This window comes from Arthrobacter sp. Sr24 (assembly GCF_054511175.1).
The window spans coordinates 35,851-54,413 of the sequence record NZ_JBTNDB010000004.1 but is presented as its reverse complement, the minus strand read 5'-3'; the positions used below and the strand labels follow the sequence as shown (position 1 = coordinate 54,413).

The 18,563-nt window shown below is 58.5% G+C and carries 16 protein-coding genes and 1 tRNA gene; 6 read left to right on the top strand and 11 right to left on the bottom strand.

The window, feature by feature from the left end; translation table 11 throughout:
- Positions 1–4: 4 nt before the first annotated feature.
- Positions 5–316, bottom strand: coding sequence for a hypothetical protein (locus ACX80D_RS04300; protein WP_459321401.1), 312 nt, complete (start codon positions 314–316; stop codon positions 5–7).
- Positions 317–531: 215 nt separating this feature from the next.
- On the opposite strand from ACX80D_RS04300, the gene ACX80D_RS04295 reads away from it, so the two are divergent.
- The gene (locus ACX80D_RS04295) at positions 532–771 is read left to right on the top strand and encodes a DUF5703 family protein (protein WP_459321400.1); all 240 of its coding nucleotides are present in this window, start codon (positions 532–534) and stop codon (positions 769–771) included.
- Positions 772–826: 55 nt separating this feature from the next.
- Here ACX80D_RS04295 and ACX80D_RS04290 read toward each other — a convergent pair whose 3' ends face one another.
- Both ACX80D_RS04290 and ACX80D_RS04285 read right to left on the bottom strand, forming a co-directional pair.
- On the bottom strand, positions 827–1,984 hold the full coding sequence (locus ACX80D_RS04290) for an acyl-CoA dehydrogenase family protein (protein WP_459321399.1): 1,158 nt from the start codon (positions 1,982–1,984) through the stop codon (positions 827–829).
- Positions 1,985–1,996: 12 nt separating this feature from the next.
- On the bottom strand, positions 1,997–3,301 hold the full coding sequence (locus ACX80D_RS04285) for a M20/M25/M40 family metallo-hydrolase (protein ID WP_459321398.1): 1,305 nt from the start codon (positions 3,299–3,301) through the stop codon (positions 1,997–1,999).
- Positions 3,302–3,493: 192 nt separating this feature from the next.
- Here ACX80D_RS04285 and ACX80D_RS04280 point away from each other — a divergent pair.
- The 3 genes from ACX80D_RS04280 (at position 3,494) to ACX80D_RS04270 (ending at position 6,274) form a co-directional block, all read left to right on the top strand.
- Positions 3,494–3,576, top strand: a tRNA-Leu gene (locus ACX80D_RS04280).
- 167 nt (positions 3,577–3,743) lie between these two features.
- Entirely contained in the window at positions 3,744–4,508 is a 765-nt protein-coding gene (locus tag ACX80D_RS04275; RefSeq protein ID WP_459321397.1) for a DUF2786 domain-containing protein, read from the top strand.
- 11 nt (positions 4,509–4,519) lie between these two features.
- Positions 4,520–6,274 (top strand): alpha/beta-hydrolase family protein, encoded by a 1,755-nt coding sequence (locus ACX80D_RS04270; RefSeq protein WP_459321396.1) that lies wholly within the window; start codon positions 4,520–4,522, stop codon positions 6,272–6,274.
- Here the strand turns inward: ACX80D_RS04270 and ACX80D_RS04265 are convergent.
- Genes ACX80D_RS04265 through ACX80D_RS04255 form a run of 3 tightly spaced genes read right to left on the bottom strand, consistent with a single transcriptional unit; the run spans position 6,271 to position 9,939 of the window.
- On the bottom strand, positions 6,271–7,176 hold the full coding sequence (locus tag ACX80D_RS04265; protein WP_459321395.1) for a MaoC/PaaZ C-terminal domain-containing protein: 906 nt from the start codon (positions 7,174–7,176) through the stop codon (positions 6,271–6,273). The genes ACX80D_RS04270 and ACX80D_RS04265 overlap by 4 nt on opposite strands.
- Positions 7,173–8,549: a 3-oxoacyl-ACP reductase gene (locus ACX80D_RS04260; RefSeq protein WP_459321394.1), complete on the bottom strand. Its 1,377-nt coding sequence runs from the start codon at positions 8,547–8,549 to the stop codon at positions 7,173–7,175. Before ACX80D_RS04260 ends, ACX80D_RS04265 begins: the two co-directional genes overlap by 4 nt.
- Positions 8,550–8,553: 4 nt before the next feature.
- On the bottom strand, positions 8,554–9,939 hold the full coding sequence (locus ACX80D_RS04255; protein ID WP_459321393.1) for an acetyl-CoA C-acetyltransferase: 1,386 nt from the start codon (positions 9,937–9,939) through the stop codon (positions 8,554–8,556).
- 66 nt (positions 9,940–10,005) lie between these two features.
- On the opposite strand from ACX80D_RS04255, the gene ACX80D_RS04250 reads away from it, so the two are divergent.
- Both ACX80D_RS04250 and ACX80D_RS04245 read left to right on the top strand, forming a co-directional pair.
- Positions 10,006–10,737 (top strand): TetR/AcrR family transcriptional regulator, encoded by a 732-nt coding sequence (locus ACX80D_RS04250; protein ID WP_459321392.1) that lies wholly within the window; start codon positions 10,006–10,008, stop codon positions 10,735–10,737.
- Positions 10,734–12,809, top strand: coding sequence for an acyl-CoA dehydrogenase family protein (locus ACX80D_RS04245; protein ID WP_459321391.1), 2,076 nt, complete (start codon positions 10,734–10,736; stop codon positions 12,807–12,809). The genes ACX80D_RS04250 and ACX80D_RS04245 overlap by 4 nt, the downstream gene beginning before the upstream one ends.
- A gap of 97 nt (positions 12,810–12,906) precedes the next feature.
- Here ACX80D_RS04245 and ACX80D_RS04240 read toward each other — a convergent pair whose 3' ends face one another.
- From ACX80D_RS04240 to glgA, 5 genes are all read right to left on the bottom strand, one after another.
- A complete protein-coding gene (locus tag ACX80D_RS04240) occupies positions 12,907–13,464 on the bottom strand; it encodes a PKD domain-containing protein (protein WP_459321390.1) in 558 nt (185 codons plus the stop codon).
- A 350-nt stretch (positions 13,465–13,814) separates the two neighbouring features.
- Positions 13,815–14,504, bottom strand: a complete 690-nt coding sequence (locus ACX80D_RS04235; RefSeq protein WP_459321389.1) for a DUF6318 family protein — start codon at positions 14,502–14,504, stop codon at positions 13,815–13,817.
- Between the two features lie 155 nt (positions 14,505–14,659).
- Positions 14,660–16,315, bottom strand: a complete 1,656-nt coding sequence (locus ACX80D_RS04230; RefSeq protein WP_459321388.1) for a thiamine pyrophosphate-binding protein — start codon at positions 16,313–16,315, stop codon at positions 14,660–14,662.
- Between the two features lie 50 nt (positions 16,316–16,365).
- Positions 16,366–17,142: a cyclase family protein gene (locus ACX80D_RS04225; RefSeq protein ID WP_459321387.1), complete on the bottom strand. Its 777-nt coding sequence runs from the start codon at positions 17,140–17,142 to the stop codon at positions 16,366–16,368.
- Positions 17,143–17,359: 217 nt separating this feature from the next.
- Positions 17,360–18,562: a glycogen synthase gene (gene glgA, locus ACX80D_RS04220; RefSeq protein WP_459321386.1), complete on the bottom strand. Its 1,203-nt coding sequence runs from the start codon at positions 18,560–18,562 to the stop codon at positions 17,360–17,362.
- Position 18,563: the final 1 nt, after the last annotated feature.

The following is an 18,563-nucleotide window of genomic DNA, read 5'->3' as shown; positions in this document are numbered from 1 at the left end:
AGTGCTAGCTAGTTGAATTTTCCGAATCATCTGTTGAGTCGTTGGGGCCCTCTGAGCTATCGGAATCCTCATCTTCTTCGTCATCTTCTTCATCGAAATCCCCGTCTTCACCGTCTTCACCGTAGATGACCAGTGGTGTCACTTCGTCAAATGCGTCAAAGAGGGCTTCTTCGTAGGCTTCAAAGGCGTCAATAATGCCCAGGAACGTCGCTTCAACAATGGGGTCTTCTTCCCCACGGCGCGCCGAAGCAGCGACCAAGTGTTCTTCTAGGGCGGTAGTGAGGGCACTCAGGGCTGCGCGGGGATCGATGCTCATGCGATTGACGGTACCAGTGTGCTCGGAAACTTGAAAGTCCTTTCCGCCGGGTGAGGATTTCGGCAGGAAACACAGGTAGCTTGGTGTGAAGCAACACACTTTATGCACCACGTCCAGACACCCATGTGATGGGGACTGCACCCATGTGATGGGGACTGTTAGAGGGCTCGTGGCGGCAGATGGCTAGGATAGAAAAAAGACGGGAAGGACACTTCATGAGGGAAACCTTGAAGCCTGCAACGACCGGCCCGGGGGCACCCCTGCGCCAGTACGAGTACTTGGAAATCACGGTTTCCGCCGGCGAATCGGTGCCGACCGCCTACCAGCGTCTGCGTGAACACGCCGAGTACGGCAAGTGGGAGCTGGCACGCAGCACCCTGTACATGGGCGGCCACCGGAAATACGTGATGCGCCGTAAGGTGCTAAGGGTCCAGCGGACCCTCGATATCTTCTGAGCCCCAATCTTTGGGCCAACCCTTCTGAACGCTACTCAACTTCAGTCTCCCAGCATCATTCCTCCAGCGGTCCCAGCAATGCGCTGGCAATCGTGGAGTGCGCCGATTCGTCATCCGAAGGGTGGAACATCCCGGCTAAGACATCCCGGTAGAGGCGGCCAAGTTCACTGCCGGCAAAGTAGCTGCTGCCGCCGCTGACCCGGATGATCAAATCCACCACCGTGCGAGCAGTTTCCGTGGCCCGAACTTTTAACCCCACCATCTGGGGGAACCACTGGGCTCCATGATCGACCAGATTGTCCACGTCGCGTGCCAATGACTCCAGTTGCGGGTAGAGTCCGTCCATCGCCATAGCTGCGTCGGCGATGCGCCAACGGATATCTGGATCCTGCGCGTAGCTCTTGCCCGATTTCTTGGACTTGCGTTTATGAACCGTGTCCACGCCGATCTGAAGCGCTCGCTCTCCCAGCCCCGTGTACACGGCTGCCAGCAGCGTCTCAAAGCAAGCGAAAATCGAGAAGATTAGTTGGTCTGCATTCGGCCCCACCGGAAGCTTCCGGAACACGCGATCGGCCGGAGCCACCACACCGTCGAGCACTGTTGTGCAGGACTGGCTGGCTCGCATCCCCAACGTATTCCAGTCGTCCTTAATGGTATATCCCGGACTTTCCCGGGTGATGAACGCATGCACCAGAACTGCTTCGTCCCCGCTACTGTCCTTGCCAAAAATCCCCAGCCTCGTCCAGGCCGGCGAGAGCGAGGTGAAGATCTTGGTGCCGGTAAAGGAGTAGCTGCCATCGTTCTGGGGCGCCGCCACAGTATTGGAATCAAACAGCACAGAATCATTGCCCGCCTCTGAATTACCAAAGGCAAACACCTCCCCGGCCACTGCCTCCGTCAGCACATAGTGCAGCGAGTTGTCCCCTCGCTGCGCGAGAAGATGTGCGACGCCGGTCCACACCAAGTGCATGTTGATCGCCAATGCGGTGGCTGGGGCGGCTGTCGCCAACCTGCGTTGCGCTGCAGCTGCCTGTTCCAGACCAAAGCCGAGTCCGCCGTCGTGCGTGGCGGCAAACATACGCAAGTAGCCCTGTTCCTTGAGCTCAGCAAGGTCCTCGTGGAAAAACTCGTTACGTGCGTCGTAGCCTTTGGCCCGGACTCGGAACCGTTCCAGCAGCTCATCAGGGAGTAGTTCTTGCAGTTCAACGCTCATGGCACGGAGTCCTTAGTAGTTGCTCAGCAGCCGGTCCAGAACACGGGACCCGAATTTCAGCGAATCGACCGGAACGCGCTCGTCCACGCCATGGAACATGCCCGTGAAGTCCAGCTCTGCAGGTAGTTGCAAGGGCGCGAACCCATAACCCATGATGCCCAGACGGCTCAGCGACTTATTGTCAGTGCCTCCGGATAGCGTGTAGGGCAGAACGGTGGAGCCGGGATCCTCAGCATGCAGAGAATCGATCATGGAGTCCACCAGGTTGCCGGCGAAGGGAGTTTCCAGCGATACATCGTTGTGAATGGTTGAAATATCGATGCCTTCACCTGCCAGTTCGCGGACCAGTTCCAGAACCTGCTCATGTTGGCCGGGAAGGGTTCGGATATCAATCATGGCCTCGGCCGTGCCAGGAATCACATTGGCTTTGTATCCGCCGGAAAGGAAGGTGGGGTTAGCGGTGTTCTGCAAGGTCGCCCCCACAAAGCGGGAAACGGTTCCCAGCTGACTCAGCAGAGTTTCCGGGTTTCCCTCGTCAAACTCAATGCCGGTCATCTCCGAGACTCCCTCGAGGAAGGCTCGGGTGGTGTCGGTGTATTCAATGGGCCATTGATGATCACCAATCCGGGTGACCGCGCGGGCCAGACGTGTCACGGCATTGTCGGTATTGATGTGCGATCCGTGACCAGCACGGCCATGGGCCGTTAAGCGCAACCAGGCCAGACCCTTTTCGGCTGTCTGCAGCAGGTAGGCGCGCTTACCGTTGATGTCCGTGGAGAAGCCACCCACCTCGGAAATTGCCTCAGTTGCTCCTTCGAACAGGTCTGGGCGGTTGTCCACGGTCCAGCGGGCACCATACTTTCCGCCAGCTTCTTCATCGGCGAAGAACGCGAAGATCAGATCGCGCTTAGGCTTACGCCCTTCCCGGCCCATCGAGCGCATGACAGAGAGCATCATGGCGTTCATGTCTTTCATGTCGACCGCGCCACGACCCCAAATCATCCCGTCGCGCTCTTCGCCGGCAAACGGATCAACACTCCAGTCCGAGGCCTGCGCCGGCACAACGTCCAAGTGCCCATGCACCACAAGAGCAGGTAGCGAAGAGTCGGTGCCGGAAATTCGGGTGACAACATTGGCTCGTCCCGGAGAGGACTCATAGAGTTCAGCCGACAGCCCCACCTCGGTAATCAACGCAGCGGTATGCTCAGCAATCGCCCGCTCCCCCGGACCTTCATTGTCTGCGTAGTTACTAGTGTCGAAACGGATGAGATCGGCACAAATGCCTGCAACTTCGTCCTCTGGCCTGACGGTGTTCACGGGATAACTCCTTAGTGTCTGGTGCGTTTGTTCCAGCCTACCTTTTGGGCCCTTTCTGGCACTCTGAGGGGTAGAAACACGGCAATGAGGCCTCGATTTTTCTTCTCGGCAAAAGTCGTGCTATTGTTTTCATCGCTGCTGCAGCGAACATCGATTCAAACGAGAGTGAGAATCAAATTCCTGTGGTCACCTGCGCGGGTGGCGGAATGGCAGACGCGCTAGCTTGAGGTGCTAGTCCTGGAAACGGGGTGGGGGTTCAAGTCCCCCTCCGCGCACTGACAGACTCCCTGAAAACTTAGGTTTTCAGGGAGTCTTTTTGTTTGCCCAAAGGCTCTGTTCGCATGTGATCATAGTCACCGAAGCTCTAGTGTTCATTGGGTGGCTTCTTACTTTGTCAGACCCCCGCAGTAGAGTCCTGACCAATGCAAAGGAGTACGGCACCATGAAGACGGACCAGGAACCCGGCCGCAAAGCCGAGAAGACACTCAAGCTCATCACCAAACTGCTCGCCAAGGCAGCCAACACGCCATTCCCTGCCGAAGCGCAGGCCTTTCAGGAACATGCAGAACGGCTCATGGTTCGCTATGGCATCGAACAGGCAACCATCGACGCCGAGGCCGGCAAGTCCGGCCGGCCGCAGGAGGCCATGGTGGAAGAACGGGTGGAATTTGGCGGACAATACAAAGTTGGCCAAGCTCGTGGTTTCACCGAGGTTGCCCTAGCCTTCAACACCGTCAGGGTCCTGCAGGCAAACACTCCATCGAAGAAGATCCTCTATCTGATCGGCGCCGAATCCGACGTGGGCCAGGTGCTGCGACTCTTCGATTCCCTCCGCCTTCAATTAGAAGCAGCCATGCAGGCTTGGTGGCCCACGTATCCTTACAAAGATTTCTTGAGCGCCCAGGAGAAGACAGTCGAGCGCCGACAGTTTCAGCTCGGTTTCCTCACCACTGTTGCCGACAGAATAGGCGCCATCTACAGTGCCGAGGTGACCTCGGGAGAACCCGGAAACGAGTTGGTACTCGCAAGTCGCCGGGAACGCGCTGACCAGCATGTCAAGCACTTGTACCCACAGATTCGTGCGGCTCGTCGGCAAAACATCTCCATGGGATCTAGAAGTGCCCACTCGGCTGGCAGCTACGCCGGGACCAGAGCCAGGGTCAATGCCGAAATGAATGCCTCTGCACGCGGCTCGATCAAGGCGTAAGCCGATAGGCTGTGATCACTTCAGCCCGCAGCGTTAAGGACAGGCCACCCATGCACCACAGCAGACTGGCCAGCGTTGCTGGCCTCGTAGCCGGAGTAGCAGCTATTGCTGTTGCGATGACTCCCTCGCTGGTTCCACGGCCGGCTCTATTTCAGGGTTTCCTGGCCGGACTCAGCTTCGGGCTAGCTTTTCTGGCAGTTTCTTGGTTGTGGCGTAGAGCAACCGGGCTCTGGATCCAGCGGAAACACCTTTCCGCCGGATCGGCCTCACTCACGGCAGCACCATCTGGGCCCCCATCGTTGAGACAAATTCCCTTCTGGGTCTGGCCGATACTGGGTGCAGTAGGCGGGAGCTATGTGGCCGTGGTCGGGATTCTGACCGTCCAGTGGCAAAACGAGGTCCGCAGCAAAGTGGAAATGCCTCCCATGGATGGCTTAGAACTCGGCACGTTTTTTCTGGTGGCGGTTCTTGTAGCAGCTGTGGTTTTTGGCATCCGTTGGGCGTTGGTGCAGGTGGCTGCTCTAGGCCGCCGCTGGGCTCGCCGAGCAGGCTGGGGCGCCGGACTAGTCACGGCCGGGGGCTTATTCACAGGAACACTAACCGCGGTGTTGACCTTGGCGCTCCTAGTATCCGGAGTGCTCATGGGCACGGATCGCGTATATTCGGCCAGGAATGACACCACACCAACAGGCATCACCGAACCAGGCTCCAAATTCCGATCGGCTGGGAGGGAGTCTGCGGTTGGCTGGGACAAGTTGGGCATGCAAGGGCGCGCCTTTGTGGGTGGCGGCCCCTCAGCTGCCACCATTGCAAAGATCACCAATCAGCCAGCCAAGCAACCCGTGCGTGTTTACGTAGGCTCCGAACAAGAACACTCCATGGCGGACCGCGCACAAGTGGCGGTCGCTGAACTAAAACGTACTGGCGCCTTTAGCCGCGGCACTCTCATGATTGCCACCCCCACAGGATCGGGGTGGCTTGAACGGCAGGCAGTGGACTCACTGGAATATCTCCATGGCGGCGATACGGCCATTGTCTCCATGCAATACTCCTACCAGCCCAGTTGGGTTTCATTCCTTTTCCACCAGGATCTCGCCCGCGCATCTGGACAAGCACTGTTCACAGCGGTGAAGGCCGAATGGGATACCTTGCCGGAAGCGAAACGGCCACAGCTGCTGGTGTATGGGCTCAGGCTGGGAGCATCAGGTATGCAATCCGCGTTTTCCACTGTGGAAGAACTCACCACCAGCATTGACGGAGCAGTCTTTTCAGGGGCTCCGAACAACTCCCAGCCGTGGGGTGAGTTGCAGGCCCAGCGCGATTCCGGCTCTCCCGTTTGGCAACCCGTCTACGACGGCGGACGCAACGTGCGCTGGTTATCAAATAACGGCGACTTCGATAAGTTGCCTGGTCAGTGGGACCCGGGTCGCGTGGCCTACCTGCAGCATGCCACCGACGCTGTGACGTGGTTGACGCCCCGGCTCATCTGGCAGAAACCGGAATGGCTTGCTGGAAGCGCCGCCAGCGGCGGGCGTGCCCCCGACGTCAGTGATTCCATGCGCTGGATTCCCTTGATCACCTACTTGCAGGTGGCCTTCGACATGTTCATGGGCGAGTCGGTCCCCGCCAGTCACGGCCATAACTTTGGCGACGTGGCGGTCCAGGCGTGGAATGGGGTCTCCCCCAGTGGCCTGGACCAGCCTGCGCTAGAGAGGATTCAACTAGTCATCGAGGCGTACCCGTATGAGGAATCCATGACAAACTAGCCAGCGCTCACGGTGCCACTAAAGAATTTGCGGGCACTGCGGGCATTCCACGCAGTGAACTCCGAACTCAGCCAGACGCCGTCGTCGTTCCTGTGGTCAAGGACCTCGAGTGAGACCGTGGCCGGCAGGAACATGGGCGAGTCAAAGCTGATATCCCAGCTAAAGGAATGTGGCTTGGCCTGCGGAACTGTCGCCAGAACCCGGGAAGCTGCGTACATTCCATGGGCAATGGATCGGCGCAGCCCCAAAGCCTTGGCCGTCAAAACACTGAGGTGGATTGGGTTAAAGTCTCCCGAAACGGCCGCATAGGCACGGCCCGTGTCAACGCCCAACCGCCACTGTGCCGTGGGCACCGGCGGAACGAAGTCAACGCGATCGGTCGCGGGCGTTGGCTTGTCCAGCCCGGGGAGGAATACCCCCTTGGCGAGGTAGGTGGAAACTCCTCGCCACAACAGCTCTGTACCGTCTGCGTTATGAATTTCTGCCACAAGCTGCACCTGGGTGCCGCTCCGGTGCCCTACCAAATCCCGTGCCCACGCCCGGACCAACAGCTCATCCGTGAATAGCACCGGAGCTAAGTGTTCCACTTCATTGCGCAAGTGAATCAGACCCAGCAACGGCAGCGGGAAATCGTCTTGAACCATGACAGACATGGTCACGGGAAAGACCAATGCGTGCAGGTATCCAGAGGGCAACACGTCTCGGGCAGGCTCGCCCATCAAATGCGCGAACTCCGTCACCTTGGCTAGATCGGCCCGCACCCCACGGACCTCCACTGCTCGGGACGGTAGTGCCACGACCGGTTCGCTCCGCACCACTTTGCTTTTGGCAGCCATGGCTGCGGCATTGATGTAGAGCTTGGACAGCGAAGGCATCTCACTCAGCAAGGTTGGCTCGCTCATTGCCCCACCATATTCTGCCCGCACACCCTCAACACATTAGCCGTAACACCGGCAGCTTGAGGCTGGGCAAAGAAGGCAATGGCTTCGGCTACGTCGCTGGGCTTACCGCCCTGTTGCAAGCTATTGAGCCGCCGGGCCACTTCCCGCGTGGCGAAGGGGATCTTCGCCGTCATGTCAGTTTCAATAAAGCCCGGAGCGACGGCGTTCACCGTGCCACCGCGTGCACTGAGCAACGGCGCAGTGGCACGCACCATACCCATGACACCCGCCTTCGAGGCTGCATAGTTTGTCTGGCCACGGTTACCGGCAATGCCGCTCGTGGAGGCAACACTGATGATGCGCGGGTTGTTGGAGAAATCGGTACTCGCCAGGAATGCTTCATTCATGCGCAACTGGGAGGCGATATTGACGGCCATCACCGAGTCCCACCTTGCGGCATCCATATTGGCTAACAATTTATCTCGAGTAATTCCGGCGTTGTGCACCACAATATCCAGCCGCCCATAGCGGGAGATGGCATGTTCTAAGATGCGTTCCCCGGCGTCCAGAGCAGTGATATCCAGCTGAAGCGCCGTCCCGTGAATTTCATTCGCGACGGCGGCCAGATGGTCTCCCGCTGCCGGCACGTCGACCGCCAAAACAGTGGCACCATCGCGGGCCAGTGTGCGGGCAATGGCCGCTCCGATCCCGCGGGCTGCGCCAGTCACCACAGCAACCGAGCCCGACAAGGGCTTCTCCCAATCGGCTTCCGCGGCAGAACCAGCTGAGGCCGCGGTGAGGAATTGACCAGCCACGAAGGCAGAACGGGCAGAAAGGAAGAACCGCAGTGCTGACAAAGAGCTGGGTGCGTCCGCGGCAGTGCCGTTAGCCAGCAGGACACCGTTGGCGGTGGCTCCGGCACGGAGTTCCTTGGCCAGTGAGCGAACGATCCCGTCAACGCCGTTGCGTGCGGCACCCACTGCAGGGCTGTCGCTAACAGTCGCCACGCGAGAAATGGTGACAACGCGAGCGTTCTTGTTCAGGTCACGCAGTGCAGCGCCAACGGCGAGCATGGGCGCCGAGAGCTGGTCCGGGTGCTCGAGTTCATCAAGCACCACCACAATGGCACCCAACTTTTCCTTGGGAGTTGCATGTCTGCGCACATCTTGGTGCCAATCAAGCAGCGCCTGAGCAACGGCGTCGGACCCTACTCCTTGGCCAAGAACCAGAATGGGACCCTGAACCAGAGGTGCGTTGGGGGTGTAGCGGCGCAGAACTACGGGCTGTGGCAGGCCCAGGCGCTTGGCAAGGTCTTTGCCGAAACCACGGCTGACGAACTCGGTGTACTTGTCCGTCTTCTCCCGCATTGAGGAGGAATGATTCTGGTTGTTCATGTTTTTAGCGTCCTTCCAAGATGGCAACGACACCCTGTCCGCCAGCTGCACAGACGGAGATGAGGCCGCGTGCCGGGCGTCCATCAATAGGACCGCGTTCGTGGAGCATCTTGGCCAGTGAGGCAACGAGCCTTCCGCCCGTGGCAGCGAAGGGGTGCCCGGCCGCCAATGAGGAACCGTTGACGTTGAGTTTGGCGCGATCAATGGAACCAAATGCGCCATTCAGGCCGAGACGTGTCTTGCCAAAATCTTCATCTTCCCAGGCCGCGAGGGTGCTGAGTACTGTTCCGGCGAATGCTTCGTGAATTTCAAAGTAGTCAATGTCCGCCAGTGTCAGACCATTCCGAGCCAGCATGCGCGGGACAGCGAAGGCAGGGGCCATAAGTAGACCGTCTTTGCCGTGAACAAAGTCAACAGCAGCGGCCTCACCGTCCACCACGTCAGCCAGAATGGGCAGGTCGCGGGCTGTGGCCCACTCTTCGGAAGCCAACAGCACGGTTGAGGCGCCATCCGTGAGCGGCGTGGAGTTGCCAGCTGTCATCGTGGCGGATTCTCCGAGTGATTTACCAAAGGCAGGCTTGAGCTTGGCGAGCTTCTCCAGGCTGCTGTCAGCACGCAGGTTCGAGTCACGGTTCAAGCCGCGGAACGGGGTGATGAGGTCATCGAAGAAGTTGCGATCGTAGGCGGCAGCGAGATTCTTATGGCTAGCTAAGGCCAATTCGTCTTGAGCCTGACGGGTGATATTCCACTGGGCCGTGGTCAGGGCCTGGTGCTCACCCATGGACAGGCCAGTACGCGGCTCACCCGTTGAAGGTGCATCCGGTGAAAGATCCTTGGGCCGGATCCGGCTGATGATCTTGACCTTTTGTCCCATGCTCTTTGCCCGGTTCAGATCGAGAAGAATGGCACGCAGCCCTTCACTGACGGCTATGGGTGCATCCGAAGCTGAGTCGACGCCACCGGCAATGGCTGACTCAATTTGGCCCAGCTTGATCTTGTTGGAGAGCCCAATGACCGCTTCCATACCCGTTGCGCACGCCTGCTGGAGATCGTAGGCCGGAGTGGTTGCCGACAGTGCCGAGCCAAGAACGGCTTCACGGGTGAGATTGAAGTCGCGGGAGTGCTTCAGAACTGCACCCGCTGCAACTTCACCGATTTCTTCATCAGCCAGACCGAACCGTGCAACGAGTCCGTCAAGAGCAGCTGTCAGCATGTCCTGGTTAGAGGAGTGCGCGTAGGCGCCACCCGAGCGTGCAAAAGGAATACGGTTTCCGCCCACAACTACTGCCTTGCGAGGCGCCACCAATGAGGTGGCTGGAGCCTTGGTGGTTGGCGTAGTGGCGGCTGCTGGCTGGTTGCTGGATGCTGCTGCTGCTTGTGAGGTCGTCATGAAGCTCTCTCCTAAAGGGAACACCGATTGTTATTGATACTCAGCGTACCTGATACGCTGGGTATCGTGAACTCGTTAGAACAAGGGCCGGCTGTGTCGGCCCGCTCTTCAGCGCCCAGTGCCGGTAGGGCTACCGTGGCATCCCTTGATGGACGTTCGGTGAGGTGGGATACCCATCGTGAGGAACGCCGTCGTGCGTTGATCAAGGCAACCCGCCGGGCCATCCACCGGCTAGGTCCCGACGCCTCAATGGAGGACATCGCCGTCACGGCAGGCACGTCCAAATCGGTCTTCTACCGCTACTTCGGGGATAAATCGGGGCTCCGAAATGCCGTAGGAACTGTGGTGATCCGGCAGATGCAGAACACCATTGCCGCCGCACGGCAAGGTGCCACTGATCCGCGCGAAGGCGTCACCGCGATGGTCTCGGCGTACCTGCAAATGGCTCAAACCTCCCCCAACGTCTATTTTTTTGTGACATTGCCGGACGACGGTGAATCCCGCCAGTCAGGTGAGTTGAGCGGCTTTTTCGACAGCATTACCGCCATGATCACCGAGCCGCTAAGTCACCTGTTGGCTGACCCAACCTCACCCCTGTTGGGTTACTGGCCCAAGGCGGCCATCGGTATGGTTCGCACCGCCGGAGAGTTGTGGCTAAGAAGCCCAGATGAGTCCGGCAAACCTGATTTCAACACCATGGCTGGACAGATCTCTGCCTGGCTATTCGACGGTGTGGGACAGTTTGTCTCTCCCGCCACCCCTGACCATTCAGCACCCGCAGCAGAAGGAAAATCATGACTGACACTATGAACCCGCTGTCTTCCACAGCCAGCCAGAAAGATGTCACCGTTGACGTCGCCGAGCTAGGTAAAGTTCTCCTGGGCCGATGGGCTGATGTCCGGTTGCAGGCCCGTGCACTGGCCGGACTGCCCGAACTGCATAAAATTGAGGGCCTGAGCCACACCGAGCACCGGAAGCGGGTGTTCGAGCAGCTGGGCATTCTTGTACAAAAGGAAGGTGTTCACCGCGCCTTCCCCACCAGGCTTGGTGGCAGTGACGATCATGGCGGCAATGTTTCCGGCTTCGAAGAGCTGGTAATCGCCGATCCTTCGTTGCAGATCAAGGGCGGTGTGCAGTGGGGCCTGTTCGGTTCTGCCGTGCTGCACTTGGGTAACCAGGAACATCAGGACAAGTGGCTGCCGGGCATCATGAACTTGGACATCCCGGGCTCGTTTGCCATGACGGAAATTGGTCACGGCTCTGATGTAGCGTCAATTGCCACCACGGCCACCTATGACGCGCAGTCGCAGGAATTCGTCATCAACACCCCGTTCCAGGCAGCCTGGAAGGAATACATCGGTAACGCAGCCGTAGACGGTCTTGCCGCAGTGGTGTTTGCCCAGCTCATCACCAAGGGCGTCAACCATGGCGTCCACGCTTTCTACGTTGATTTGCGGGATCCTGAGACAAAGGAATTCTTGCCCGGCATTCAGGGCAAGGATGACAACATCAAGGGTGGCCTCAACGGCATTGACAATGGTCGTTTGGCCTTCGATCACGTGCGAATCCCCCGAACCAACCTGCTCAACCGCTACGGTGATGTGGCAGTCGACGGCAGCTACAGCTCTGCCATTGCCAGCCCGGGACGGCGCTTCTTCACCATGCTCGGCACCCTGGTTCAGGGGCGCGTTTCCTTGGATGGCGCTGCAGTGGCAGCGTCCAAGGTTTCCCTAGCAATCGCAATCCAGTACGCCACCGAACGCCGACAGTTCAACGCCGCCTCGGATACCGAGGAAGTGGTGCTCTTGGATTACCAACGCCACCAACGCCGTCTTCTACCTCTGCTGGCAACCACATATGCTGCAGCTTTTGCGCATGAGGAATTGCTGGTGAAATTTGACGACGTTTTCTCGGGTGCGCACGACACCGATGAAGACCGCCAGGACCTAGAAACCCTTGCTGCGGCGCTCAAGTCTTTGAGCACATGGCACGCTTTGGACACGTTGCAGGAATGCCGCGAAGCTTGTGGCGGCGCCGGGTTCATGGTGGAGAACCGATTCACATCTTTGCGTGCCGATCTTGATGTTTACGCGACCTTTGAAGGCGATAACACCGTCTTGCTGCAGTTGGTTGCCAAGCGTCTACTGGCCGATTACAGCAAGGAATTCCGGAACCTGGATTTCGGTGTGTTGGCCCGTTTCGTCGCTGATCAGGCAGCCGATCTGACCATCAACAAGACGGGCCTGCGTCAGGTGGCACAGTTTGTGGCAGACACTGGGTCCGCTCAGAAGTCTGCCAAGGCACTCAAGGACGAGGACACGCAGCGTGCCATGTTGTCCGATCGAGTCCAGAGCATGGTTGCCGACGTTGCTGGCGCCCTCAAGGAAGCCGCAAAGCTGCCCAAGGCGAAGGGCGCTGAAGTATTCAACAACAATCAGAACGATCTCATTGAGGCTGCCCGCGCCCATGCCGAACTGTTGCAGTGGGAAGCCTTCACCACAGCACTTGGCCGCATTAGCGATCCTGACACTAAGCGCGTTATGACCCGTCTGCGCGATCTTTTTGGCCTGTGTCTCATTGAGAAGCATCTTTCGTGGTACTTGATGAATGGCCGCATTTCCATGATGCGCGCCCGTACCTTGTCCCCTTACATCAACCGCATACTTGGCAAATTGCGTCCCCACGCGCTGGACCTAGTGGATGCATTTGGCTACGGGCCCGAGCATCTCCGGGCCACCATTGCCACAGGTATTGAGCGTGAACGTCAGGACGAGGCGCGCGACTATTTCCGAAAGCTCCGCGCCAGCTCCGACGGGCCCATTGATGAAAAAGTCCTGATCCAGCGGGCGAAGGCCGCTTCTAAGAAGTAACCTTCACCGATGCATGGTCGACGGCGGCACCCACCTTGGGTGCCGCCGTCGTTCCTTGTGTTGTGGTCTTCTACCCTGAGCTGCTGCTGGGGCTGGTTTAGCAGCCGATTCCGTTGGGGTTGGCGAAGCAGTCGTCGGCGTAGAGGTGGGTTTCGGCGCGCCAGACGGTCAGCGGTTGCGCTGGCGAGGGGATATTGCCTTGGCCGGGGATGGGTAGTTCGGGTCCGCCGTTGACGCTGTAGCTGCCGTCGAAGTGGGTAGTGACGCTGATGGTGAGACGGCCGGTTTCGGTGTAGATGTGACTGGTTTGGGTTTGTTCCCCGACCCGGTCTTGGTGCAGGAGTGCTCCGTGAATGGGCGTGGGTCCCCAGAGGGTTCCGTCACCATAGTTCCAGGTGTAGGCCACCGGTGTTGCGGTGATGGTGACGCTTTGGCCCAGCATGGTGAGGTTGAAGATTTGTGTGCTGGCTGTGGCCCAGACGTTGGTTTCCTTCCCGCGCAGGGTGTGGGGTCCGGGCTGGCTGCCGAACTCTGCAGCGGCGACCGGGGTGCGCTGGAATTCGGTAGCTATTTGACCGGCGATCTCAGCGAGGAGATCGCGGGGTTGCTCGTCGTAGATGCAGACTGGGCCTGAATGGAAAGCCCAAGTTTGCAAAGCTGCATCCCTTAACGCGGCATACCAGTAGACGGCAGTACCAGGCTCACCATCAGCTGAGTCGGTCCCGGACGCACAAGTTGGCATGATCGTGGCACACTCGGGGAACACCAGGATATCTCCCTCGGTACACGCAACGCGTGCTTCATAAATGAACGGATTGGTTGGACCACTCGATGGTCCCTGTTCCAAATAGTTACCCTCTTGCGCGGGAAGCCAGCCATCAGTCTCAACATTGGACTCTCCCCAGTTCGATTCAATCGGATCAGCTCCGAAAGCAGGTGACGATACCAGCGCCAACCCCACAAGTAGGAGAAGAACGGTTCCTGCCGCCTGAACCGGACGCCAAATCATGATCCTTTGCTCCCAGCGAGATGCTCAACCGTGCCTGCGAGCCAGCTACCATCCACGTACGAGGCGACAAGAATGTCACCCGTTGCGGTTGTGATACCGAGATCTTTTGAGAGAGTTTTGTCAGCCCTAAAGTATTTGACTTGCTCTTGACGCACCAGCGCGATGGCCTGAAATGTACCGTTAGGCGTCTCAACGAAAGTGACACTGGGAGGATCTACGATCATCCTCCCACCCATGATCCATTTGCCAGCCGCATGTCCGGCTACAGTTGTCTTTTCCATCGCCTGACAGGTGCGGCAATCGGGGCCACTGATGGCCATCATCGGTGCTGGATCGCCGGTTTCAAAGGCGTAGCCAAGGGTTGAGTACCAATATTTAGCGAAAGCTATGAGGCCTTCTTTGCTGAATTCCTTGGCCTTCTGCGGCAATACCGGGACTGGAACGTTCTCGGCGGGCCCCTGCTCCGTCGCTGGTTTGTAAACAGCTGGCGATGGGATCGGAGGTTCCGTAGTTGGCGGCACAGCAGTCCCAGAAGATTCAATGCTGGTAGCCGGAGCTGTGCTCGGCAGAGGTGTTGGATCAACTGTTGATGGTGGCGAACAGCCGGCCAGAACCAAGGCGCATGCAGCTAGCAGCACCACAACGAATCGTCTGCTGCCGTAATGTTCAACTATGGTTCGGCGCATCGCCTGTCCCAACATCTGCTGAACAGCAACGGCTTCCTCATTGAAGTCGCTGCTGCTGGTTTCATTCCAAAGTACAGCGCAGACGCAGTACGCGCCACTGCGTTATCCACAGCCGCGCGGAGCGCGCCCGCGGAACTGGCTTACTCAACAAACAGTCAGTGTCCTTGGAACGCTTCCGCCAGCCACCATGAGCCCGAATCAGAGGCAATTTTTGCATCTATGACCAGCGGCCTGCTCGGCTTTGACGCAAGCCACTCCCCCACCGCCTCCAGATCAGCAAGTGTGCGCACCGTAATCCCATCCGCACCAAACCCGCGTCCAATAGCCGCAAAATCGGTGTCAGGGAACTCCACTGAGCTCATGTCAGCATCCGGGTTATTGATGGCAAAGTGATGCACCTCCGCTCCATAGGCTGCATCGTTGTACACAATGCAGACCAATGGCATCTTCAGCCGGACAGCGGTGTCCAACTCCGCGATCGCCATGTGGAAACCGCCGTCGCCGGTTCCTAGCACCGGTATGCGGCCCGGCTGCGCCAGCCCAGCACCAATGGCGGTGGCCAGCCCCAGCCCGATTGATTGAAAGGCCTGGGTAAAGCAGAAACCAAACTCATCCGGCACGTTCAAGAACTGGCTCGGGTAGCCCATGAAGTTCCCCGAATCCACACTCACAATCCGCTCGGACGGCAGCATCTTATCCAGTGCAGTGGTTAAGGTACGGGCATCGATGAACTGACCGTCAGAGAGGTCATCAAAACTGACCTGCTGCCAGTGGACAGAGGATTCAATACGCTCCGCAACTACTGCACTCCGGTACCCTTCGCGCACCTCGACACGGGCCGCGAGTAAGGTCTCAAGAGTGTCAGTAGCAACCTGGGCTGAATCGCCCACAACCCCCAGATCAATGGATCTATTGGCACCCAATGCCTGCTCTTCAAGATCAACCTGGACCACTCTGGTTTCGTCACCAATCAAGTGACCCTGGCGCATGGTCCACATATTCAAGGCACAGCCGAAGCCGACGATGAGGTCAGCATCCGTTATCAGCTCGGCGGCTAGTGGGGAGGAAAATCCGCCCGAAATCCCCAGATTGAATTGGTCCTCATTGAAGAGACCTTTGGCCACTGCCGAGGTAGCTACTAGGGCGCCGGTGTGAGAAGCCAGGGCGAGAATTTCATCCCTCGCTCCACGACCCCCGCGGCCAGCAACAAATACCGGACGCTGCGCCCGAGCCAGCAATTCAACTAACGCCTGGACAGAGGCACGCGATGGCCGGATGGGCTCAACCGGCGCCACCGCGGGTGTGGGGGCCGCTTCCATGTCAGCTTCTTGGGCCTGCACGTTCAGCGGCAGGTTCAACACCACGGTGCGTCGGTCATTCACGGCTCGGCGGTAGGCGCGAACAGTGTCCGCTACCGCGCTAGCAGCCGAGTGCACGCGTTCTGGCACGGCATAGACCGAAGCAGCAAACGCATCCTGATCCATGGAAAAGTTTGAATACACGGCGCTGGGCGCAGCCTCTGCCGCGAGCACGATCATGGGAGTGCGAGATTTGGCGGCCTCACCAATGCCGGTGGCAGCGTTGGTCAGTCCGCACCCTTGATGCACGGAGACTAGGGAAACTTTGCCGCTGGTTCGCGAGTAAGCGTCAGCCATGGTGGCCGCTCCTCCTTCGTGCCGCGTGGCCGTAAAAGGGACGCCGTGCTCCATGAGTGCGTTGGTGATGACGAAGTTTCCCGAACCGACCACACCAAAGCAGTGCCCAACGCCCAATTCTGCCAATGTTTTTCCGACAAGTTGTGCCACATTCATGAGTGCTTCCTTCGCTGCAAAGTGCTCTCGATTTTTCTAGAGAAGCGCGGTTACTGTGCCGGGATCAAAGCCAGCACGCGAGTGGGCGCTCCCGTTCCGCCCACAATCGGCAGCGGAGCAACCACAATCATGGCGCCGTGGGCTGGCAGCTTGTCCAGGTTCTTCAATGAGGTGATGCCGTACTTGTCAGCGCCCATCAAGAAGTAATGCATGGGGAACGGCGGGTTGAGTGCGGCCGCTTCGCCGGCGTCGATGCCCACGGTTTCCACACCGATTCCGGAAATTTCCGGTTGCTGCGCAATCCACTGGGCACATTCTGCCGTAAATCCGGGGGTGTGCGATCCTGTCTCATCAAGGTTAAGGAAGGTTTCCTGACTGTGATCGTACTGGTCCCATCCAGTCCGGAACAGCAGCCATGAATTGGCCGGGAAGGCACCATTTTCTTGCTGCCACGTGACCAGATGTTCGACGTCGATGAGAAAGTCAGGATTCTCAGCAGACTCTGCGCTGAAGTCGAGGACGACGGCGGGACCCACCAGGCGGGCCGGGTCCAGTTGTGAGACGTCCTTGCCATCTCGCCCGGAAATCCAGTGGATCGGAGCGTCGATGTGTGTACCGATGTGCTCACCGGTGTGAATATTGTGGTGCTTCCAATACGGGCCAGGCTCGTTGTATTCCGAGACGGCCTCAATGCTGAAGTCAATCAGGTTGGCGAACGGCTCCGGCAACACCAAGGTGGGAGTATCAGCCGAGAGCGGCGCGGTCAGATCGCACACTTCGACGGTTCCAGTGGCCAACGAGGACAGAAGTGCATTGAGAGGACTCAAGATATCTCCATTAGTGAGGACGGGACGCACCGTCAAGGCAATGATTTGTTAATCATCTGACTGTATTTCCGGGCGAATAGACAGCCCTGCTCACATGGCGGATTTCTGCAGGTCACACTTGCTCATAAACAGGGCGCCGCATAACCTAACGCGCCGAGGGGCCCTGCCTAAAAGACAGGGCCCCTCGTTCACGTCAACCACTAATACTGGAGATCTTTTACTCCTGCGGGAGCACGCTCTTGTAGACCTCGAGTGTCTGCTCCACAATCGATTCCCATGAGAAGTTCTCCTGCGCGCGTTGGCGACCTTTCTCCCCCATGGCACGTGCACGGGCGGGATCGTTGACAACTTCAATCATGGCGGCGGCAAAGTCTGCAACGAACTTCTCCGGATCCAAGGGCGTTCCAGTCCCATCGGTGACCTGTTCAAGCGGAACCAACAAACCTGTTTCACCGTGAGCCACCACTTCGGGAATGCCACCAGTAGCACTGGCTACTACGGCAGCACCGCACGCCATGGCTTCCAAATTCACAATCCCCAAGGGCTCGTAAATGGACGGGCAGGCAAACACGGTGGCATGGCTGAGTACCTGCATGAGTTCAGCACGAGGCAACATGCGCTCGATGACGATGACGCCGTTGCGCTGGGCCTTCAAGCCGTCAATGAGCTCGTTGACCTCTGCTCCAAGTGCAGGAGTGTCGGCGGCGCCAGCACACAAAACCAACTGCACCTCGGGAGGCAGGGCCGCAGCCGCCTTCAACAGGTAAGGGACGCCCTTCTGGCGCGTTACACGCCCAACCCACACCACGCTGGGACGGTCAGGATCGATACCAAGGGAACGGACGACGTCGTCCTTCTCATCCCGCTGCCACGCCTCAACATCAATGCCGTTGTGGATGACCTTCACCTTGGCCGGATCCACATCGGGGTAGCTGCGCAGAATGTCCTGGCGCATACCATCCGAGACGGCAATGATGGCAGCTGCCGCTTCATAGGCGGTCTTTTCAACCCACGAGGAAACGGCATAACCGCCGCCCAACTGCTCAGCTTTCCACGGGCGCAGCGGCTCAAGACTGTGAGCGCTGAGCACATGCGGGATCCCATGAAGCAGCGAAGCGATATGGCCAGCCATATTCGCGTACCACGTGTGTGAATGGACCAGATCTGATCCGGCAATGGCCGAAACCACCTGCAAATCAACACCCAGGGTCTGCACCGCGGCATTTGCGTCGGCTAGTTCTGGAAGATTTTCATATGAGGTCACATTCGCGCCATGAAAATCTTTCTCCCTTTCCTTTCCAAATGCATGCACATGCAAATCTGCTTTAGCTGCCAAGACGCGGCTGAGCTCGGCAACATGCACGCCAGCTCCACCATAAATCTCGGGCGGAAACTCTTTTGTCACAATGTCTATACGCACC